The 19,181-nt window shown below is 43.3% G+C and carries 19 protein-coding genes and 1 tRNA gene; 10 read left to right on the top strand and 10 right to left on the bottom strand.

Annotated elements, in window-relative coordinates; translation table 11 throughout:
- Window positions 1–7: 7 nt before the first annotated feature.
- Both ACIH2S_RS04540 and trmB read right to left on the bottom strand, forming a co-directional pair.
- On the bottom strand, window positions 8–337 hold the full coding sequence (locus tag ACIH2S_RS04540; RefSeq protein WP_036954142.1) for a YggL family protein: 330 nt from the start codon (window positions 335–337) through the stop codon (window positions 8–10).
- Window positions 338–339: 2 nt separating this feature from the next.
- Window positions 340–1,056, bottom strand: a complete 717-nt coding sequence (trmB, locus tag ACIH2S_RS04535; RefSeq protein WP_108479449.1) for a tRNA (guanosine(46)-N7)-methyltransferase TrmB — start codon at window positions 1,054–1,056, stop codon at window positions 340–342.
- 237 nt (window positions 1,057–1,293) lie between these two features.
- On the opposite strand from trmB, the gene mutY reads away from it, so the two are divergent.
- The 5 genes from mutY (at window position 1,294) to caiF (ending at window position 4,859) form a co-directional block, all read left to right on the top strand.
- Window positions 1,294–2,361 carry an A/G-specific adenine glycosylase gene (mutY, locus tag ACIH2S_RS04530; RefSeq protein ID WP_036954138.1) on the top strand — a complete coding sequence of 356 codons (1,068 nt, stop codon included), beginning with the start codon at window positions 1,294–1,296 and terminating at the stop codon, window positions 2,359–2,361.
- Complete coding sequence (locus ACIH2S_RS04525) at window positions 2,358–2,627, top strand: oxidative damage protection protein (protein WP_006657365.1); 270 nt, start codon at window positions 2,358–2,360, stop codon at window positions 2,625–2,627. The genes mutY and ACIH2S_RS04525 overlap by 4 nt, the downstream gene beginning before the upstream one ends.
- Window positions 2,628–2,750: 123 nt before the next feature.
- Window positions 2,751–3,824 carry a membrane-bound lytic murein transglycosylase MltC gene (gene mltC, locus ACIH2S_RS04520; protein WP_036954136.1) on the top strand — a complete coding sequence of 358 codons (1,074 nt, stop codon included), beginning with the start codon at window positions 2,751–2,753 and terminating at the stop codon, window positions 3,822–3,824.
- 191 nt (window positions 3,825–4,015) lie between these two features.
- Window positions 4,016–4,091 (top strand) — tRNA-Phe (locus tag ACIH2S_RS04515).
- Window positions 4,092–4,466: 375 nt separating this feature from the next.
- The gene (gene caiF / locus ACIH2S_RS04510; RefSeq protein WP_036954132.1) at window positions 4,467–4,859 is read left to right on the top strand and encodes a carnitine metabolism transcriptional regulator CaiF; all 393 of its coding nucleotides are present in this window, start codon (window positions 4,467–4,469) and stop codon (window positions 4,857–4,859) included.
- Between the two features lie 96 nt (window positions 4,860–4,955).
- Here the strand turns inward: caiF and caiE are convergent, their stop codons facing one another.
- The 6 genes from caiE to caiT form a co-directional block, all read right to left on the bottom strand.
- The gene (caiE, locus tag ACIH2S_RS04505; protein WP_321146255.1) at window positions 4,956–5,549 is read right to left on the bottom strand and encodes a carnitine operon protein CaiE; all 594 of its coding nucleotides are present in this window, start codon (window positions 5,547–5,549) and stop codon (window positions 4,956–4,958) included.
- A gap of 33 nt (window positions 5,550–5,582) precedes the next feature.
- Entirely contained in the window at window positions 5,583–6,368 is a 786-nt protein-coding gene (caiD, locus tag ACIH2S_RS04500; RefSeq protein WP_430248177.1) for a crotonobetainyl-CoA hydratase, read from the bottom strand.
- Between the two features lie 27 nt (window positions 6,369–6,395).
- The gene (gene caiC / locus ACIH2S_RS04495) at window positions 6,396–7,955 is read right to left on the bottom strand and encodes a crotonobetaine/carnitine-CoA ligase (RefSeq protein WP_108479452.1); all 1,560 of its coding nucleotides are present in this window, start codon (window positions 7,953–7,955) and stop codon (window positions 6,396–6,398) included.
- Window positions 7,956–8,027: 72 nt separating this feature from the next.
- Complete coding sequence (gene caiB, locus ACIH2S_RS04490) at window positions 8,028–9,248, bottom strand: L-carnitine CoA-transferase (protein ID WP_108479453.1); 1,221 nt, start codon at window positions 9,246–9,248, stop codon at window positions 8,028–8,030.
- 70 nt (window positions 9,249–9,318) lie between these two features.
- Entirely contained in the window at window positions 9,319–10,461 is a 1,143-nt protein-coding gene (gene caiA / locus ACIH2S_RS04485; protein ID WP_036954121.1) for a crotonobetainyl-CoA dehydrogenase, read from the bottom strand.
- A gap of 49 nt (window positions 10,462–10,510) precedes the next feature.
- Window positions 10,511–12,028, bottom strand: coding sequence for an L-carnitine/gamma-butyrobetaine antiporter (gene caiT, locus ACIH2S_RS04480; protein ID WP_036954118.1), 1,518 nt, complete (start codon window positions 12,026–12,028; stop codon window positions 10,511–10,513).
- Window positions 12,029–12,555: 527 nt separating this feature from the next.
- On the opposite strand from caiT, the gene fixA reads away from it, so the two are divergent.
- The 5 genes from fixA (at window position 12,556) to ACIH2S_RS04455 (ending at window position 17,326) form a co-directional block, all read left to right on the top strand.
- Window positions 12,556–13,329: a putative electron transfer flavoprotein FixA gene (gene fixA / locus ACIH2S_RS04475; RefSeq protein ID WP_108479454.1), complete on the top strand. Its 774-nt coding sequence runs from the start codon at window positions 12,556–12,558 to the stop codon at window positions 13,327–13,329.
- Between the two features lie 11 nt (window positions 13,330–13,340).
- Window positions 13,341–14,282: an FAD-binding protein gene (locus ACIH2S_RS04470; protein WP_108479455.1), complete on the top strand. Its 942-nt coding sequence runs from the start codon at window positions 13,341–13,343 to the stop codon at window positions 14,280–14,282.
- 54 nt (window positions 14,283–14,336) lie between these two features.
- A complete protein-coding gene (gene fixC, locus ACIH2S_RS04465; protein ID WP_036954109.1) occupies window positions 14,337–15,623 on the top strand; it encodes an FAD-dependent oxidoreductase FixC in 1,287 nt (428 codons plus the stop codon).
- The gene (fixX, locus tag ACIH2S_RS04460; protein WP_036954107.1) at window positions 15,620–15,907 is read left to right on the top strand and encodes a ferredoxin-like protein FixX; all 288 of its coding nucleotides are present in this window, start codon (window positions 15,620–15,622) and stop codon (window positions 15,905–15,907) included. The genes fixC and fixX overlap by 4 nt, the downstream gene beginning before the upstream one ends.
- Before the next feature lie 96 nt (window positions 15,908–16,003).
- On the top strand, window positions 16,004–17,326 hold the full coding sequence (locus ACIH2S_RS04455; RefSeq protein WP_108479456.1) for an MFS transporter: 1,323 nt from the start codon (window positions 16,004–16,006) through the stop codon (window positions 17,324–17,326).
- Window positions 17,327–17,358: 32 nt separating this feature from the next.
- On the opposite strand, the gene ACIH2S_RS04450 is transcribed toward ACIH2S_RS04455, so the two are convergent.
- Window positions 17,359–17,940 (bottom strand): hypothetical protein, encoded by a 582-nt coding sequence (locus ACIH2S_RS04450; protein WP_051422722.1) that lies wholly within the window; start codon window positions 17,938–17,940, stop codon window positions 17,359–17,361.
- Between the two features lie 457 nt (window positions 17,941–18,397).
- Window positions 18,398–19,180, bottom strand: a complete 783-nt coding sequence (locus ACIH2S_RS04445; RefSeq protein ID WP_036954101.1) for a sulfite exporter TauE/SafE family protein — start codon at window positions 19,178–19,180, stop codon at window positions 18,398–18,400.
- Window position 19,181 lies beyond the last annotated feature (1 nt).

Here is a 19,181-nt window from a genome sequence, read left to right as displayed (position 1 = left end):
CTAGTTATTATTCCCACCAAACATCAAACAGTTCAGAAACAACAACGTCGTTCATCCCTTTTGATTTTAGCCAGTTTTCAACGATTTGACGGTGTTCTTCGGTGCATTTACCAATTTTCTGCAGGCAAACAATCCCTTCCCAGTTCATGTAGCCGCTAGCTTCAAATGCTAGGCCGTTTGGCTCGATAGCTTCAGCAATCAGTTGGTCAACGACGCTGTCCACTTCTTCGATTGGTGTGCCTTCTTTAAAGTTCCACTTAACAATGAAACCTAATTCTTGGAACTCGTCCAAACGCATTTTTTTACGTAAACGGCGACTACGTTGTTGTTTAGCCATGATTAAACCCTCTTAAACATTAAATCCCATACACCGTGCCCTAACCGCTGGCCGCGCTTTTCAAACTTTGTTTCTGGTCTTGACTCTGGACGAGGAACGTAGTCCCCTGACGTGGATACGTTTTCATACCCAGCCACACTGGTCATTACCTCAAGCATATGTTCTGCATAAGGTTGCCAGTCTGTCGCCATGTGGAATACACCACCATCAATTAATTTACTGCGAATTTTTTCTGCGAAAGGCACCTGCACAATACGACGTTTATTGTGTTTCGCTTTATGCCAAGGATCAGGGAAGAATAACTGAACCATTGCTAAGCTGCCGTTCGGGATCATGAAGTCTAAAACTTCAATGGCATCGTGGCACATCACGCGTAGGTTGGTGATGTTCTCTTCTTTTGCTGATGCCAAACAAGCCCCAACGCCCGGTGCATGCACTTCAATACCCAGAAAGTTTTGATCTGGGTTTTGTGCTGCCATCGTCACTAATGAGGTGCCCATTCCAAATCCAATTTCCAGAGTGACTGGATTTGAATTATTAAATAGTTTTGCGAAATCAAAGGGTTCGTTAACAAAATCGATGCCCATTTCTGCCCATTCGCTTTCTAATGCCTCTTCCTGACGTTTTGTCAGACGCCCTTGACGGCGGACAAAACTACGGACACGGCGCATAACCCGCCCTTCTTCATTATATTCGGGGGAGATAACGTTATTGATCATAATAAAGTTCTAAAAAATTCGTTGTCCAGTTAGATAATGTGCCAACAAGAGTATAAAAAAACCCAAACATACCTAATTAATTAATATCTAAGTATGGTGGGAAAGGGAGTTTAGCAAAACTTCAAGGATCTTGCAGTTGATAATTGGATAACTTTACACAAGAAGCGGTTTACAGCTATCACCGTCTATGTTGCAATCCTCTCCATGACTGAAATCGCGATAAAAATATTATAAATAATGGAAGCTCAACAATTCTCAAGTGCAGTGCTCAAGTGGTATCACAAATATGGTCGTAAAACCTTGCCATGGCAGCAGGAAAAATCCTCCTACCATGTTTGGCTCTCTGAAGTCATGTTGCAGCAGACCCAAGTCAGCACAGTCATTCCCTATTTTGAAAAGTTCACCCAACGCTTTGCGGATATTACCGCGCTGGCGAATGCGCCCCTTGATGAAGTTCTACATTTATGGACAGGACTCGGCTATTACGCACGAGCGCGTAATCTGCATAAAGCCGCGCAGGTGATTGCCACCCAATATAATGGTCAATTTCCTACCACATTTGAGGAAGTGAATGCGCTTCCCGGGGTGGGACGTTCAACGGCAGGCGCCATTCTCTCCCTTTCTCAACAACAGCATTACCCAATTTTGGACGGTAACGTAAAACGCGTGCTTGCTCGCTGCTATGCTGTCGCGGGTTGGCCTGGTAAAAAAGAAGTAGAAAATCGCCTGTGGGAAATCAGCACCAATGTCACCCCCAAAGTGGAAGTGGAATATTTTAACCAAGCCATGATGGATCTTGGGGCGATGGTGTGTACTCGTAGTAAACCCAAATGTGAGCTATGCCCACTCAATACCGGCTGTATTGCTTATGCTAACCACTCTTGGCAAGAATATCCGGGGAAAAAACCTAAGCAGAAAATTCCGGAAAAAAGTGCATGGTTTTTGATCCTTCAACATCAAGATAATGTCTGGTTAGAACAGCGCCCACCTTCGGGTATTTGGGGCGGCTTATTCGCATTCCCACAGTTTGAGAGCCATGAGCAACTGGCTCAGTGGCTGGCTGATTCTGGTCTGCAACATGACACGCCAGAACAATTAATTGCTTTTCGCCACACGTTTAGCCATTTCCATTTAGATATTATCCCTGTAAAAGTTAATATTCAGGCATTTAACTCTGCCATGGATGAAGGCAACGGACTCTGGTATAACTTACACCTAGGCGCAACCGTTGGGCTTGCAGCTCCGGTTGAAAGTTTACTAAAACAACTTGCCTTACTACCTGATATTCGAGGAAAAAATAAATGAGTAGAACCATTTTTTGCACTTTCTTACAACGTGACGCTGATGGGCAAGATTTCCAGCTTTACCCAGGTGAATTAGGAAAGCGTATTTTTAATGAGATTTCGAAAGAAGCATGGAGTCAATGGATGACAAAACAGACCATGCTGATCAATGAAAAGAAATTAAACACCATGAACCCAGACGATCGCAAAATGCTGGAACAAGAAATGGTGAAATTCTTATTTGAAGGTCACGATATTCAAATTGATGGCTATACCCCGGAAAAATAGTTTTTAGGTCTATACCTATCGAACCTCAAGTTGCATGGCTCGGTTTACTAACCTCCTGCAACTTGAATGTTTTAGAGTAAACGACCAAATAAGTAGCTAGCTTGCATTAATATTGTGGATCGTATGAAAAAATTATTTGCACTCACATTGTTGATTCCCCTGATTGTCTCTTGCTCCAGTAATCAGAAATCCGACTTTAATCCCGACTACGTCAAAGATACTAATGGCTTTGATATTTTGATGGGGCAATTTGCTCATAACATCGAAAACATATGGGGGATCAAAGAAGTCCTCATTGCAGGACCAAAAGATTATGTGAAATATACTGATGAGTATCGTACTCGTAGCCACATTAACTTTGATGCAGGGACTATCACGGTTGAGACCATCTCCGCCGTTGAACCGTCAGAACACCTGAAAAAAGCCATTGTCACCACTTTATTGATGGGCGATGATCCGAATTCCATCGATCTCTATTCTGATATAAACGACATTCCCTACAGTAAAGAGCCATTCCTGTTTGGTCAGGTGATGGATAATACAGGGGAACCGATCCGCTGGGAGTGGCGAGCCACTAAATTTGCAGATTATCTGATCAGCAATAAAATGCAGCGCAGACAGTCTGGTATGAATATTGTTTGGTCGGTGACCATGCAATTAGTACCAAACCACTTAGATAAACGCGCCCATAAATATCTGCCTTATATTAAGAAATCCTCCGCAAAATACGGCGTGGATGAATCATTAATTCTGGCTATTATGCAAATTGAATCGAGCTTCAACCCATACGCGGTTAGCCGTTCTGATGCGCTAGGCTTGATGCAAATTATGCCAAACACGGCCGGTAAAGATGTGTTCCGCTCTCAAGGTAAGTCTGGGGTACCAAGCCGCAGTTATCTGTTTGACCCAGAGCAAAACATTGATACGGGTACAGCATACTTAGCTATCTTACAAAATAGTTATTTAGGCGATATCAGCAACCCAACTTCACGTCGCTATGCGGTCATTACGGCTTATAACGGCGGCGCAGGCAGCGTGCTACGCGTATTCCACAATGATAAGAAACAAGCGGCTCAGCGTATTAACAATCTCGAGCCGGGGGAAGTTTACGAAACGCTTTCCACCAAGCACCCTGCGGCGGAATCTCGTAATTATCTTATTAAAGTGAATAAAGCGCAGAAAAAATATCTACGCTAATAAATCCTTAAAATAGCGATAAAAATGCCAGTAAACCATCACGGTTGTTGGCATTTTTTTTCACCTTTTGTGAGTTTTTGCATTGATTTGCTTAAAAATTAATTGAAACGCTGAAAAAAAACGCATTCAATCAAAAGTTTTTAGAAACCGCCTTGACTCACTCTCTTAAATCAGGTTTAATACGCTCCGTTGCCCGGATAGCTCAGTCGGTAGAGCAGGGGATTGAAAATCCCCGTGTCCTTGGTTCGATTCCGAGTCCGGGCACCACTATTTAAAGAACCCGCCCTAGTGGCGGGTTTTTGCTTTTTAGCCTTTCCAAACTGATTCAACCCCAATCTACTCAGCAACCACCTTGACTTAATCTAAATTTCATAAATTCAGATCTTATTTGATTTAGCTCCACATTTGCGTTGATTTTATAGCGTATAAATAACTATATGATAAAAGTTGTTTTGTAACTCTTTGGTAAACAACAAAAAAACAACCCAGAGTTAATCTTCTCTCAACGTTTTTAACCAACTTTTAATCATTAATCATGGCTATTTATAGTCTAATAAATATACAAGACATCATAACAACAAGATTGGCGTATAGTTTCTTATTGCCTTAATCACTTTTAAGCAATGAGCTGAAGGAGCGCTTATGTGTAAAGAATCAGTGAAAAGCCCGATGTATTTATCCATTGCAAACTGGGTAATGAAACAGGGTCGCTGGATCACCGCCAGAGAAATCTCGAATAACTTTGAAATTCCGCATACCAATGCGGTGAATATTGTCTCTTATATTCTTTCAGATGTGGCAGAAATACAGTGTGAAGTCAAAATGATCCCCAATAAATTATCGGGGCGAGGCTGCCAATGCCAACGATTGATTAAAGTGACTAAAATTGATAGCCAGCTTTATTCTCGCCTAAAAAATTACACTTCCGAGAAAATGACGATTGAGTCACCAGTGAAAACGAATCTCGTCCCACCAACAGAACTTAATCGTGAGCAGAAATGGCAGTGGATGCTATCTAAAGCCCAGCGTCGTTAATATTATTTTCATCGACGCCATAACGAAAAAACGCAGGCTTAAAGCCTGCGTTGAGGTTACTGACAAAGTATTATTGACGATTTTTGCACATTGGTATCATTGACCTTTCGGTTTGACATCCGTGGTTCCCTGCAACCGAGGGCGATTCAGCTCTATCTCAGTTAACGGAATGGCTTTTTCTAAACTTTGACGATAACGTCCCGCTAAATCTTGATACTCTTTGGTATTTAGCTGTTTCCAATGAAGCTCTTCATCGCTCACATGGCGAAAAAAACGCGCAGGTGCGCCGATCAACATTTGTCTTGGCTCACCTTGGAAACCCGCCTTAACGAAACTCATCGCACCAATAATGCTCTCGTCACCGATGACAGCGCCATCCATCACTACGCTATTCATGCCGACCAGTGCATCACGCCCAATAATACAACCATGTAAAATTGAGCCATGACCAATATGTCCAGATTCCCGCACAATAGTCTCAACGTCGCTGTAACCATGCATGATGCAACCGTCTTGAATATTCGCCCCTTTTTCGATGGTTAGGCGCCCATAATCCCCCCGTAATGAGGCATTTGGACCCACAAACACATCGGCACCAATAATGACATCACCAATCACCACGGCGGAAGGATGAACGTAGGCCGTTGGATGCACCACGGGTGTCACCCCTTCAAAGCTATAAAAACTCATAATCACCTCACCGTCATCCAATCACTGGTAGGATTAGCGTCCTTTCCAGTTTGGCTCACGCTTCTCTGAGAATGCTAAAGGACCTTCCGTAGCATCTTCGGAGTGCAATACGGCAGGGTAGTTTTCTAACACACCACTGCGCATCAATTTATAGCCCTCTTCCACCGTTAATTCTCCGGTTGCACGGAAAATTTCTTTCAGTGCGGCAACGGCTAACGGAGCGCTTTGTGTGATTTTTTCAGCCAGCTCCCGAGCTTTATCCATTAAATTCTCGATAGGCACGACTTCATTCGCAATCCCCCAGCGCAGAGCCTCTTGAGCATCCATTCGGCGCCCTATCATTACCATCTCATTGACGATAGGCGCAGGCAGAATTTTTGGTAAGCGCAGAACGCCGCCGCTATCAGGCACAATACCTAATTGCGCTTCAGGTAGCGCGAAACTGGCATTTTCAGAGCAGATAATCATATCTGCCGCCAGCGCTAGCTCAAAACCACCGCCAAACGCATAACCGTTTACTGCCGCGATTACGGGTTTATTTAAGTTGAAAATCTCAGTTAATCCCGCAAAACCACCTGGACCAAAATCAGCATCAGGGGCTTCCCCTTCCGCCGCTGATTTTAAATCCCATCCCGCAGAGAAAAAACGTTCTCCAGCCCCCGTAATAATGGCCACTCTCAGTGTTGGGTCATCACGGAAATTAAGGAAAACTTCTCCCATTTTAAAACTGGTTTTTGCATCAATGGCGTTGGCTTTAGGTCTATCGAGTACAATTTCTAGCACGGCACCATGACGGGTAACTTTTAATGATTCGCCCATAGTTTAAACCTTTAGGTTGTTATTCGATTATTTCAGATGTTTTTTCAGCACCTTACCAGAGCAGTTACGAGGTAAACCTTGACGGACTTCCACCAATGAGGGTACTTTGAACTTCGCCATTTTCGTTTCACAGAAAGCGAAAAACTCTTCTTGAGTTAGCGTAGCCCCCTCTTCCAGCACGATAAACGCTTTGATAGCCTCATCACGAATGGCATCCATCACACCGATAACCGCAACATCCGCAACTGCCGGATGGGACGCAATGATGTTCTCAATTTCGCTACAAGAGACGTTTTCCCCGCCACGTTTGACCATATTGCTACTACGGTCAACAAAGTAGAAAAATCCATCTTCATCTTGATAAGCAAAATCGCCTGTGTGCATCCACCCTTCACTATCAAAAGTTTTCTCTGTGGCTTCTGGATTGTTGTAATAGGCTTTAAATAAGGTTTTACCCCGCTCGCCTTTTACACATAGCTCGCCAATTTCCCCGGGTTTTAACGGTTGATTATGTTTATCTCGAATTTGAGCTTGATAACCAAATCCAGGGCGTCCAATGGACGGCCAGCGCCGTTCATCCCCAGGTCTATCACCAATCAGCCCAACAATAGTTTCAGTCATGCCGTACGATGTAAGAAACCGCGTCACCGCAAAGCGATCCATAAACTGTTGTTTTTCTTTATCACTTAAATTGAGATAGAACATCACTTCCCGTAAACAGTGCACTTGCTCATTGTCGGCAACTGGTTGACTCATTAAGGTGCGGATCATCATTGGGATCAGCTCCGCTACTGTCGCGCGATGCTTCACAATCTGTTGCCAAAAACGCCGAGCACTGTATTTCTCAAGGAGAACAAAGGTTGCCCCAGCAGAGAATGCCGCCATAGCTGCCGTACATTGGCAATCGATATGAAAAGCGGGCATCACCGTCAAATAGACATCATCAGAACGTAATGCACATTGCCAAGAGGAGTAATAACCAGCAAAGCGCAGATTATAGTGGGTGATAATGACCCCTTTTGGTTTAGAGGTCGTCCCTGAGGTAAATAGAATTTCGGCAGTATCATCCACACTGAGTTCAACCTGCTCCGCCAGCACAATCGATTGTTGAGCTAGTTCAACGGTAAAGTCAGTTATACCTTGCTGCGTTGGTAATTGGGTGTCTGAAATTAAGAAGATATGTTCGAGCGCTGTTGCTTTGTCATCAACAAGAGTTTGGTAAATATCGGCAAAATGGGGACGAGTGACAACCAGCCGAGGTTGGCAGTTTTGGATGATCCATGCGCTCTCTTCGTACTTAAATCGCGCATTGACCGGCACCATGATCGCCCCAATTTTGGCAAGACCAAACCAGCAAAAGAAAAACTCTGGGCAATTATCTAAATGTAACGCAACTTTATCCCCTTTTTGGATGCCATAGCTTAAAAAGAGGTTGGCAGTCCGGTTAATCTGCTGATTCATTTCTAAATAGCTGAATTCACGCACATCGCCATCACAGGATTCAAAGATAAGCGCCTTTTTATTGACGTGAGTTTTCGCAAAATCATCCCACATTTGACGCAAATTTTGTTTACCGATTACATCCATTAATTGTTATCCCATCATTTCCCTAATGTCTATTCAGCCCAACAGGAATGATTGAACTGAATAGTCATTGAATTACTCAACAATTTTAGCCAGCCCTTTCTCGACCAGCCCCCTAATCTCATTTTCGTTATAACCAATGTTTTGCAGAATATCCGACGTGTCCATGCCGTGAGATGGCATGCCGCGCCAGATTTGCCCCGGATTGTTTTTGAATTTTGGCATCACATTTGGACCACGACAGGTACGCCCGTCCATGGTTTGCCAACTGGTGATAGATTCGCGGGCAATATATTGTGGATTGGTTTCTAATTCTGGAATGGTAAGCACCTTGGCACTGGCAATATTCAGCTCCGCCAAACGCGCTAAAACCACATCAATGTCACGCGCCCCTAGCCACTCATCTAATTTTTCTTCAACAAGTGGACCATACGGACACTCAACACGGTGAATGAGCTGCGTACCTTCAGGAATTTCCGGTGTACCCAATAAGTGAGCAAGACCAATATCTTTGAAGATTTCTTGGATCTGAGTAATACCCACAATCTCCATTACGATATAACCGTCTTTACAGCTATAGAGACCGCAACCGGCATAATATGGGTCTTTCCCTTTTGTCATTCGTGGGCAAATTTCGCCGCCGTTAAAGTAGTCCATCATGAAATATTGCCCCATACGCAGCATCACTTCGTACATGGCAATATCAATACTTTCGCCTTTACCTGTTTTTTGAACTTTATACAGCGCCGCTAAAGCGGAGGTGGTGGCGGTCATGCCAGAAAAATAGTCTGCGGTATACGGGAATGCCGGCATTGGCTGATCTTTATCACCGTTTTGAATTAAATAACCGCTGAATGCTTGCGCAATGGTGTTATACGCCGCAAGGTTGGTGTATTGCGGGTCGCCGTATTGTCCGAAGCCTGATAAGTGGGCGATCACTAATTTCGGGTTATGCTCCCACAACAATTCATCGGTGATCCCTCTGCGCGCAAAGGCTGGACCTTTACTGGCTTCGATAAAAATATCCGTCGTTTCCATCAGTTTAAGGAACGCTTCTCGGCCTTCATCTTTAAAGATGTTCAGCGATAGCGCCCGTAGATTGCGGCGAGATAGTTGCGGGTAGTTAGGTTGAACGCGAATAGTGTCAGCCCATGCGACGTTTTCGATCCAAATAACCTCTGCGCCCCACTCTGCGAACATTTGTCCGGCAAATGGGCCTGCAATTTCAATCCCTGAAAATACCACCCTAACCCCAGATAGCGGGCCAAACTCGGGCATTGGTAAATGCTCTGCCATTTTCTCATCTCCTGTGAAACTAAAGTGATCTCCCGAGAATCTCAGGAGATCAATCAACGACAAACCTCGATTAGCGGTACTGTTTCAGTACGCTACGACCTAATGTCAGTATTTGCATTTCATCTGAACCGCCCGATACACGATCCACGCGCAGGTCACGCCAGAAACGTGCGATACGGTGTTCACCTGCAATACCCACACCACCGAGGACTTGCATTGCTGAATCCACAACTGCAAATGCTGCGTTTGCACAGAAGTATTTACACATTGCCGCATCACCAGAGGTGATTAAACCGTTGTCACTCTTCCATGCAGTTTCATATAACATGTTGCGCATCGAATTGAGCTTGATCGCCATATGTGCAAATTTTTCTTGAATTAATTGATAACGACCGATGGCTTCACCAAATTGAACACGTTGGTTGGCATAGCGCGCCGCATCTTCAAACGCACACATTGCTGTACCGTAGTTGGTCAATGCCACTAAGAAGCGCTCATGATCAAACTCTTCTTTCACACGGTTAAAGCCGTTGCCTTCACGACCAAACATGTCTTTTTCATCAAGCTCAACGTTGTCAAACGTAATTTCGCAGCAGCTATCCATGCGCAGACCCAGTTTTTCAAGTTTGTTCACCTTGATACCCGGCTTGCTCATATCTAAGAACCACTCAGTGAAAACAGGTTTATCCGGTGAATCCGCATCGCGGCTCATCACCACGATGTATGGTGTGTACGCACTACTGGTGATAAAGCATTTGCTACCGTTTAAGTACACTTTTCCATTACGGCGAGTGTATGTCGTTTGTAAACTACCAACGTCAGAACCTGCACCCGGTTCAGTAATAGCGGAGTTCCACATCTGTTTACCCGTACCACGGAACGCCATGATTTTGTCGATTTGCTCTTGAGTACCTTCACGCAGAACCGTATTAAAACCACCCGGTAATTGGTACAGAACATAGGTAGGAGCACCCAAGCGACCTAATTCCATCCATACCGCAGCAACCGTAATAAAACCTGCATTTAAGCCACCGTGCTCTTCAGGGATCAGTAGGTTATCAATTTCCATATCCGCTAAGGCTTTTACAAAACGCTCTGGGTATTTGCTTTCACGGTCACATTCAGCGAAATAGCTTTCCCAGTTCTCACTTGCCATCAGTTCACGGATCCCTGCGACAAACAGTTCCTGCTCATCATTCAATCTAAAATCCATATCAATAACCTCTTCAATGTTGTTTCTGAAATATTATTTCTGAGTAAAATTAATCGTTTTTCCAATGCACTCTTGCATCTTTAATAAAGGAGAGCGTTACCATGATGTTCACGAAAAAAAGTGGGCATCCTCCGGCAATAATCGCCGTTTGAATGGGTTTCAATCCGCCTAATGCCAGTAAGACAATGCCAATCACGCCGACAAGTACAGACCAACCAATACGCACTAATAACGGTGGCTCCTCTCCATCTTTCACTGCGCGACAAGTCGACATAGCGAGAGTGTATGAACAGGCGTTAATCAGTGTGACAGTGGCGATAAAGCAGAGGATGAAGAAGCCCCAAATTGTTACAGTGCTCAAAGGTAAAGCGGCCCAAGTTTCAATGATGGCTCGTGCAACACCGAACTCTTCAATCAACTTAGGAATGTTAATGACATTTTTATCAATCAGTTGGAGCGTGTTACTGCCGAGAATGGTCCAAATTAAGGTAGTACCTGCGGTTAAGCCCGCAACCATACCTAAACACAGTTCACGAACAGTACGTCCTTTGGAAATACGTGCGAGGAAAATACACATTTGAATCGCGTAGATAACCCACCAAGCCCAGTAAAACACGGTCCAACCTTGAGGGAATCCACCTTTGCCAACTGCATCGGTATAGAACAGCATGCGTGGCATATACATTAATAATACGCCGACAGAGTCTGTAAAATAGTTGGCGATAAAGCTCGCACCACTGACAATAAGCACCCATCCAAGCATTAAGAAACTTAAATAGCTGCGTACATCACTGGCGGCTTTCACCCCTTTTTGCAGACCAAATGCTACACACACCGCATTGAGGATGATCCAGCAGAAGATAATGATCGCATCAAGCTGCAAGGTATGTGGAATACCAAACAGATATTGAATACATTCAGTCACCAGCGGTGTTGCCAGACCCAAGCTGGTTCCCATCGCTAAAATCAATGCAACCAAATAGAAGTTGTCGATAATGGTACCAAACCAGCCATTGGCACGCTTCTCACCCACCAGCGGAGCCAGCGTACTACTTGGGCGGATCACATCCATTTTACGAACAAAGAAAAAGTAAGCGAAAGCAACAGAGAGGAAGCTGTAAGTTGCCCACGGCAGCGGTCCCCAATGGAACAAGCTGTAAGCTAATCCGATACTTTTAGCTTCATTAGAATAAGGTGCAAAATCAAACGGCGGCGATGAAATATAGTAATAAATTTCAATCGATCCCCAGAACAGCACCGCGGCTGAAGTACAAGATGCGAACATCATAAAAATCCAGCCAGCTCGGCTAAATTCTGGCTTTTCATCCCCTAAACGTTTCTTCGCATAAGGTCCGAAAATTAACCAAAACCAACCACCAAACATAATGACCATATACCATTCAAATGCCCATCCCCAGACATTGGTGACATAGCTAAAGACTTGGTTAATCACTTCGTTTGATGCATCGAGGTCACGTACTGTTAACCAGCACAGTAACCCGACAATAATTAATGGTGGGAAAAAAACTTTCGGTTCTATTCCGACCTTTTTATTTTCTTTGCTCATAGGTCTATTCCAATTTATTATTTAATACATAAGTTTTAAAACAATAAATATTTAACATTCATTTAATGACTTCTAAATAAACGCCTCTTAAATATGCCCAATTACTTATTATCAATAGCCAATTAAAGATTAATTAATTTATTTACTATTTGAATCATGTCGGCTCACCAATAACAATTCTGTTATTAAGGTCACAATATTATTCGTGATAAAAATTTGTTATTAACTTTTACGTCAAAAACAGAAAAATAAACCAATAAAAACAAAGCGATGAAATATAATGTTAGGTTAATGTTATTAAACTCATTCAGTATTGGTGATTAAGCTAGCAATATTGAACATTAGATTGCTAACTTGATGATTTTTACAGTATTGGTGAGTAATGTAACAGTATGAATATTTAAACCCGCTTTAATTTAAGGCATTCAATATTGGTGATGTAGGTTTTATTTTTAAATATCCAGTTCGTGATACTCATATAAATATTAAACCACAACTGTTCCATTTATTTTATTCTAGGAGATGTAATGAATATTATTACATGCTACAAATCTGTTCCTGATGAACAAGATATTGTTGTTAATAGCTCAGATGGCTCTTTAGATTTTTCTCGCGCTGACACTAAAATTAGTCAATATGATTTAAATGCCATTGAAGCTGCGAATCAAATAAAAGCGCAGCAACCAGAAAGCAAAGTTATTGCGTTAAGTATTGGTGGCAAAGCACTGACCAACATGAAAGGTCGTAAAGACGTTTTATCCCGTGGTCCCGATGAATTAGTCGTGGTGGTTGAAGACCAATTCGAATATGCCCTGCCGCATCAAAGCGCGATTGCCCTTAGTGCTGCCGCCAAAAAAGTGGGCTTTGATTTGATTCTGTGCGGTGATGGCTCTGCTGACCTCAACGCCCAGCAAGTCAGTATTTTAATGGGAGAGGAGCTGCAAGTTCCTGCCATTAACGGGGTCAAAAAAATCCTCTCTATTGCACCAGATACCATTGTTGTTGAACGTGAACTCGAAGACGAAATCGAAACGTTATCCATTCCACTGCCTGCGGTTATTGCTGTGACTTCAGACATTAACGTCCCTGTTATTCCATCGATGAAAGCCATTTTAGGTGCGGCGAAAAAACCGGTTCAAGCATGGACGGCTGCTGATATCGGTCTTGGTCATGTGGCGGCGTTATCGGCTCAATCGATTGCTGCACCAAAACAAAAAGTTCGTCAGCGCATCATTATTGAAGGCGATGGCGATGATCAAGTTGCACAGTTCGCTGAACATTTAAGAAAAATCATTAAATAATAGGGGGAGTTATGAGCAAATTATCAACCGTTTGGGTACTGAGTGACATGACTTCTCGCTTACCTGAACTGATCGGCGGCGCGCAGACTCTTGGTGAACATGTCAACGTTCTCGCATTGGATGACGCGCAAACCACTCAAGCTTTTCAACTCGGTGCGAACCAAGTTATTCAATTATCCGGCAAACCTGATGACCGCATTATCGAAGATTATGCAGATACCGTCGTCGATGTGATCAAGCAACATGGTGATACCGGACTGCTGTTATTGCCAAATACACGCCGTGGAAAACTATTGGCGGCACGTTTAGGCGCAAGACTGCAAGCCGCTGTATCGAATGATGCTACCACTGTCGTCATCGAAGATAACAAGCCAGTTATCAAACACATGGTCTATGGCGGTTTGGCGTTCGGCAGTGAAACATTAAGCAGCTCATTTTCCATCGCCACAGTGGCGACTGGGACTTTTGATTCCGCATCAAGTAATGCATCACTTAGCGGCACAGCCCAAGTTGCACAATGGATTAAACCGAAACAATCTGTTGTACGTACCTCGGTTCAGCAAAAAGCAGGTAACTCCGTTGAGTTAGACAAAGCGCGCCTTGTGGTCAGTGTGGGTCGAGGCATCGGTAGCCAAGAAAATATTGCCATTGCTAAAGCATTAGCGGATTCCATTGGTGCTGAAATTGCGTGTTCGCGCCCTGTGGCTGAAAACGAAAAATGGATGGAGCATGAACGCTATGTGGGTATTTCCAACCTGATGATCAAACCTGAACTGTATCTGGCAGTCGGTATTTCAGGGCAGATACAACACATGGTTGGCGCCAATGGCGCTCAAACAATTGTTGCCATCAACAAAGACAAAAATGCCCCTATCTTCCAATTTGCAGACTACGGAATTGTTGGGGATCTCTTTAAAATTCTTCCAGCATTGACTCAGCAACTGGCCAAATAAACATCCTAAGTAGTGGGGGAACTCCCTCACTACTGTATTAAGTTTGGAGACACTATGTCCGATGATATTTTTGATGCAATCATAGTAGGAGCTGGTCTGGCTGGCTCAGTTGCTGCACTGGTACTTGCCCGTGAAGGTGCTCAAGTTCTCCTAATTGAAAGAGGAAACTATGCGGGCGGCAAGAACGTAACAGGTGGGCGCATGTATGCTCACAGTTTAGAGCGGATCATTCCTGGATTTACCAAAGAAGCGCCTATTGAGCGCATGATCACCCACGAAAAGCTCTCTTTTATGACCGAAACCGGTGCAATGACGGTGGATTACCAAAATGGTGACCCACAAAAACCCGAAGAAACCTCATGGTCCATCCTGCGTGGAAAACTGGATCCATGGTTAGCTGAACAAGCTGAAAATGCAGGTGCACAATGCATCACTGGGATCCGCGTTGATAAGCTGGTTGAACGTGATGGCAAAGTCGTTGGTGTCGAAGCTGACGGTGATGTACTCGAAGCCAAAGTGGTGATCCTCGCTGACGGTGTAAATTCCCTTCTAGCAGAACAATTGGGCATGACAAAACGCGTCAGTGCCGAGCATGTCGCTGTCGGCGTCAAAGAGCTGATTGAGCTACCAAAAGACGTTTTACAAAACCGCTTTAACCTTCAAGGTAACGAAGGTGTTGCGTGGCTATTTGCAGGCTCGCCAACCGATGGTTTGATGGGCGGTGGTTTCCTTTACACCAACGAAGATACGATTTCGTTAGGGCTGGTCTGTGGTCTACACCACATCAAAGACGCCAAAAAATCCGTTCCACAAATGCTCGAAGATTTTAAACAGCACCCTGCTGTCGCACCATTAATTGAAGGCGGAAAAATGATTGAATACGCCGCCCATGTGGTGCCTGAAGCTGGTTTAAAAATGCAATCTGAACTGGTTCGAGATGGTGTTCTTGTTGCTGGCGATGCCGCAGGTATGTGCATGAACTTAGGCTTTACCATCCGCGGTATGGACTTAGCCGTCGCTTCAGGTGAAGCCGCAGCTCAAGCCGTACTCAGCGCAATGAAAAAAGAGGACTTTAGCAAGCAAGGCCTAAGCGAATACCTCACCTTGCTGGAACAAGGTCCATTGCGCGATATGAAAGCCTACCAAAGAATGCCTGAATTCTTAGATAACCCGCGCATGTTCACCGCATACCCGGAGATGGCACTTGGTATTGCCAAAAAACTGTTCACCATCTCAGATGAAGCCCCTGTGCCTCTGCGCAAAACCATGCTGCAACATGCGAAAAAAGTCGGCTTTATGAATCTAATTAAAGATGGAATTAAAGGAGTGAGAGCGATATGAGTGCTCCCGTAAACGTTGATGTCAAACTCGGTATTAACAAATTTAATGTCGATGAAGAGATCCCCCATATCGTTATCAAAGAGCAACCTGATATGGCGGTACTCGAAACATTAACCAAAGCCTGCCCAGCAGGTTTGTATAAAAAACAAGATGATGGCTCGGTGCGTTTTGATTATGCCGGCTGTCTTGAATGTGGGACATGCCGCATTCTGGGTCTCGGTAGCGCACTGGAAAAATGGGAATATCCACGCGGTACCTTCGGTATTGAGTTTCGATACGGCTGATATAGCTAGCGCTTACTCTCGAAGCGAAGTTATCCCATAAAGTTATGTTGCTTCGAGAGCTTTTTTTATTTTATTGCGCTAATGCAGGTAACGACTATGCAACCTAAAAGCTTTGATGACATCCAGTTTTCCTCAGTCCACCGCCGCATTATGTTGTGGGGCAGCGGTGGGCCTTTTCTTGACGGTTACGTATTAGTCCTCATTGGCGTTGCCTTAGAGCAACTCACTCCAGTGCTTAATTTAAGTAATGAGTGGATTGGTTTACTCGGTGCGGCCACGTTAGCGGGGCTGTTTATCGGTACCTCTTTATTTGGTTATATCTGCGACCAAGTCGGTCGCCGTAAAATGTTCCTGATTGATATTGTGGCTATTGGGGCAATCTCCGTCGCCACTATGTTTGTTTCAACGCCTTTGCAGCTTCTATTAATGCGCTTTTTAATAGGCATAGTCATCGGGGCTGACTACCCGATAGCCACGTCGATGATCACCGAATTTTCCAATACTAAACAGCGTGCTTTTGCTGTCGGGTTTATTGCCGCGATGTGGTACGTCGGTGCCACTTGCGCCAACCTTGTGGGCTATGCTTTATACGATGTTGAAGATGGCTGGCGCTGGATGCTTGGGAGTGCCGTAATTCCCTGCATCGTGATTTTGATTGGTCGTTTTGATTTACCTGAGTCGCCACTTTGGCTGATCCGCAAAGGTCGGCATCAAGAATGCCAAAAGATGATGACCAAATTATTCGGTCAGCCCGTGGTATTTGAGGCCGAAGAGCAAAAGAAAACCCGCTTTATTGATATTTTTACCAAGCGGCACTTCTCTTTTGTCTTATTCACCGCAGCGATTTGGACTTGCCAAGTGATCCCCATGTTTGCCATTTACACATTTGGCCCGCAAATTGTCGGGGAACTTGGTTGGGATCAAGGGAAAAATGCCGCGCTCGGCAATGTCGTCATTAGCCTATTCTTTATGCTCGGCTGCTTACCTGCAATGTACTGGCTCAACAAAATGGGCAGAAGACCTTTACTAATTGGCAGCTTTGCAATTATGACCTGCGCTTTGGCAATCCTTGGCTTATTCTCCAACTTGGGGATCTGCTTGGTAATCATTATGTTCGGTATTTACGCTTTCTTTTCTGGTGGTCCAGGGATATTACAATGGCTGTATCCGAACGAGCTTTTTCCGACCGATATTCGTGCTTCCGCTGTTGGCGTGATTATGTCTATAAGCCGCATCGGAACCATTTTTTCAACATGGGCACTGCCTGTCTTTATTCACGAATATGGCATTAGCCATGTGGTGCTCATGGGGGCTGGCGTTTCGTTAGTCGGCTTAGTGGTTTCCATCCTGTTTGCGCCAGAAACTAAAGGATTAACCTTAGCGCAAACCTCCAAGATGAGCATAATGAAAAGAAAATAGCCTAATACCCGTTTTAAAAATCTTTCGGCTAATCACAACGAAATCTCGGGGATTAAATATCCCCGTGTCCTTGGTTCTATTTCATGCTCTTTAGAGATTAATTCAACTTTATCACTTCTTAAAAATTGAATACCCGTAAGGTCATATCCATAAATATCTTTCAGCGCCCATTCTTTTTTTAAAAAATGGCCGCTTAATAAGGAATCTAGCCGAGCTAAATCAACTTTTATTTTCTCATTAGAATAAGTATTGAGTTTTGTCTGTAATTTATAGCGAAGAAATTCCAACATAATAATGCTTGCATTACATATCGCATATTGGTTTATTGACGCTAAATTCCCACCAATGACATAACATTCCCAGTTATGATGAACATCAACAATCGCATCCACTTCACTATTTTCATATAATGGTATAAAGCCATAAAACATCTGAAGAAGAAAAAGAGTTTCACACTCAGTTAAATAATCATCCGAAGATGAAAAACTAGGTAGCTTATCTCTAATTAACTGAATATAAGCACACGCTTGTTGAAATTGCTCTAGGTTTAAGTTTGTTTCAACACCATAAAACTGTGTTGATTGACTACACATATGTGTTAACTGATATTTCATAATATAATCATTTGGGATTGATGCTTTTCAATACTCTTGAAAAACAAATAATGTGTTTTCCAAAATATAAATCGCAATTTAAAATTAATTACATACCGTATCTTTATAAGAGCATCTACTTCAATATCAATTGTTTAAAGCAAAAAAAACAACATCAATTATTACATATACAAAAAAGATAGCGCCATACTTTAAAATTCAACAATGAAAATCAAAAATAGATTCATTTTCAATTAATAAAAATTTATTATAGTCCAATATTTTATTAATGATAATATTTTTTCAATTAAGAGAACAAGAAATCAATTATATTTATAAATTTATTAAAAATTGATTTTCTTTTTTAGATGGGAATTAAATAGAAACCAATGTTGATAGTTTAAATATAACGATATTTAAACTATCAACTTCAGATAAATGAAATAACGTAGACGAGCAAGAAAAAATCATTTCACCTTTATGGCATAATCACTTTCCATGTCATCATCACCGCACTGCATAAAATCAGCAATAACGTAATATATTGGAAAGTTCGCTCAGATAATTTCACCAGCAAATATTTCGCTAGCGGCATCACTAACAGTGCCCCTACACATAAAATTAATGCCAGTTTTAAATCCGTGTGACCATCTTGCGCATAAGCCAGCGCCGAAGAGCCTGATAACACCGTCGTCACCACAATTGATGTGCCAATGGCTTGCTTAATATTTAAATCCATATAACGCAATAACATGGGTAGAACGACCACTCCGCCGCCAACCCCAGTTGCGCCTAATACAATTCCCGCCAATACCGCCGGGATCGCCATCGCTTTCAATTGGTTTTCTTTCACGGCAACTTTTTTACGCGGATTAGCAAAAAACATCCGTTGAATAAATAAATACAATGAAAAAATAATGGCGGCGGAGACCAACAGATTAATGCCCCACTCCACCTGTTTTTCATAAGCAGGGATACTGCCTAGCCACGTCACAAACAAGCTGGATAAAAACGTACTTGGCAACATAATCGCCAAGACAATCAGCGCTCCTTTTAAGGGAATATTGCCTAGCCGAAAATGCATGTATGACGAAGAGACCTTCATCAACATAGAGAGAAAGTTGGCCGTTGCCACTGCGGCTAAGGCGTTAAGCCCAAAAAAATAAGTCAGTATGGGTAAAACAATCACACCACCGCCCACACCGGTTGTGCTTATAATCAAGCCAATCAGTGCGCCGATGGCTAACTCTGTGACAATCATG

Origin of the sequence: Providencia lanzhouensis (assembly GCF_050469745.1) — a bacterium.
Classification (GTDB): Bacteria; Pseudomonadota; Gammaproteobacteria; order Enterobacterales; family Enterobacteriaceae; genus Providencia; species Providencia lanzhouensis.
This window is presented reverse-complemented; position numbering and strand designations above follow the sequence as displayed.

Bases quoted from the DNA above. Each gene is read 5' to 3' on its own strand.
- ACIH2S_RS04540 (WP_036954142.1), bottom strand. From the start codon at position 337: ATGGCTAAACAACAACGTAGTCGCCGTTTACGTAAAAAAATGCGTTTG.
- trmB (WP_108479449.1), bottom strand. From the start codon at position 1,056: ATGATCAATAACGTTATCTCCCCCGAATATAATGAAGAAGGGCGGGTT.
- mutY (WP_036954138.1), top strand. From the start codon at position 1,294: ATGGAAGCTCAACAATTCTCAAGTGCAGTGCTCAAGTGGTATCACAAA.
- ACIH2S_RS04525 (WP_006657365.1), top strand. From the start codon at position 2,358: ATGAGTAGAACCATTTTTTGCACTTTCTTACAACGTGACGCTGATGGG.
- mltC (WP_036954136.1), top strand. From the start codon at position 2,751: ATGAAAAAATTATTTGCACTCACATTGTTGATTCCCCTGATTGTCTCT.
- caiF (WP_036954132.1), top strand. From the start codon at position 4,467: ATGTGTAAAGAATCAGTGAAAAGCCCGATGTATTTATCCATTGCAAAC.
- caiE (WP_321146255.1), bottom strand. From the start codon at position 5,549: ATGAGTTTTTATAGCTTTGAAGGGGTGACACCCGTGGTGCATCCAACG.
- caiD (WP_430248177.1), bottom strand. From the start codon at position 6,368: ATGGGCGAATCATTAAAAGTTACCCGTCATGGTGCCGTGCTAGAAATT.
- caiC (WP_108479452.1), bottom strand. From the start codon at position 7,955: ATGGATGTAATCGGTAAACAAAATTTGCGTCAAATGTGGGATGATTTT.
- caiB (WP_108479453.1), bottom strand. From the start codon at position 9,248: ATGGCAGAGCATTTACCAATGCCCGAGTTTGGCCCGCTATCTGGGGTT.
- caiA (WP_036954121.1), bottom strand. From the start codon at position 10,461: ATGGATTTTAGATTGAATGATGAGCAGGAACTGTTTGTCGCAGGGATC.
- caiT (WP_036954118.1), bottom strand. From the start codon at position 12,028: ATGAGCAAAGAAAATAAAAAGGTCGGAATAGAACCGAAAGTTTTTTTC.
- fixA (WP_108479454.1), top strand. From the start codon at position 12,556: ATGAATATTATTACATGCTACAAATCTGTTCCTGATGAACAAGATATT.
- ACIH2S_RS04470 (WP_108479455.1), top strand. From the start codon at position 13,341: ATGAGCAAATTATCAACCGTTTGGGTACTGAGTGACATGACTTCTCGC.
- fixC (WP_036954109.1), top strand. From the start codon at position 14,337: ATGTCCGATGATATTTTTGATGCAATCATAGTAGGAGCTGGTCTGGCT.
- fixX (WP_036954107.1), top strand. From the start codon at position 15,620: ATGAGTGCTCCCGTAAACGTTGATGTCAAACTCGGTATTAACAAATTT.
- ACIH2S_RS04455 (WP_108479456.1), top strand. From the start codon at position 16,004: ATGCAACCTAAAAGCTTTGATGACATCCAGTTTTCCTCAGTCCACCGC.
- ACIH2S_RS04450 (WP_051422722.1), bottom strand. From the start codon at position 17,940: ATGAAATATCAGTTAACACATATGTGTAGTCAATCAACACAGTTTTAT.
- ACIH2S_RS04445 (WP_036954101.1), bottom strand. From the start codon at position 19,180: ATGATTGTCACAGAGTTAGCCATCGGCGCACTGATTGGCTTGATTATA.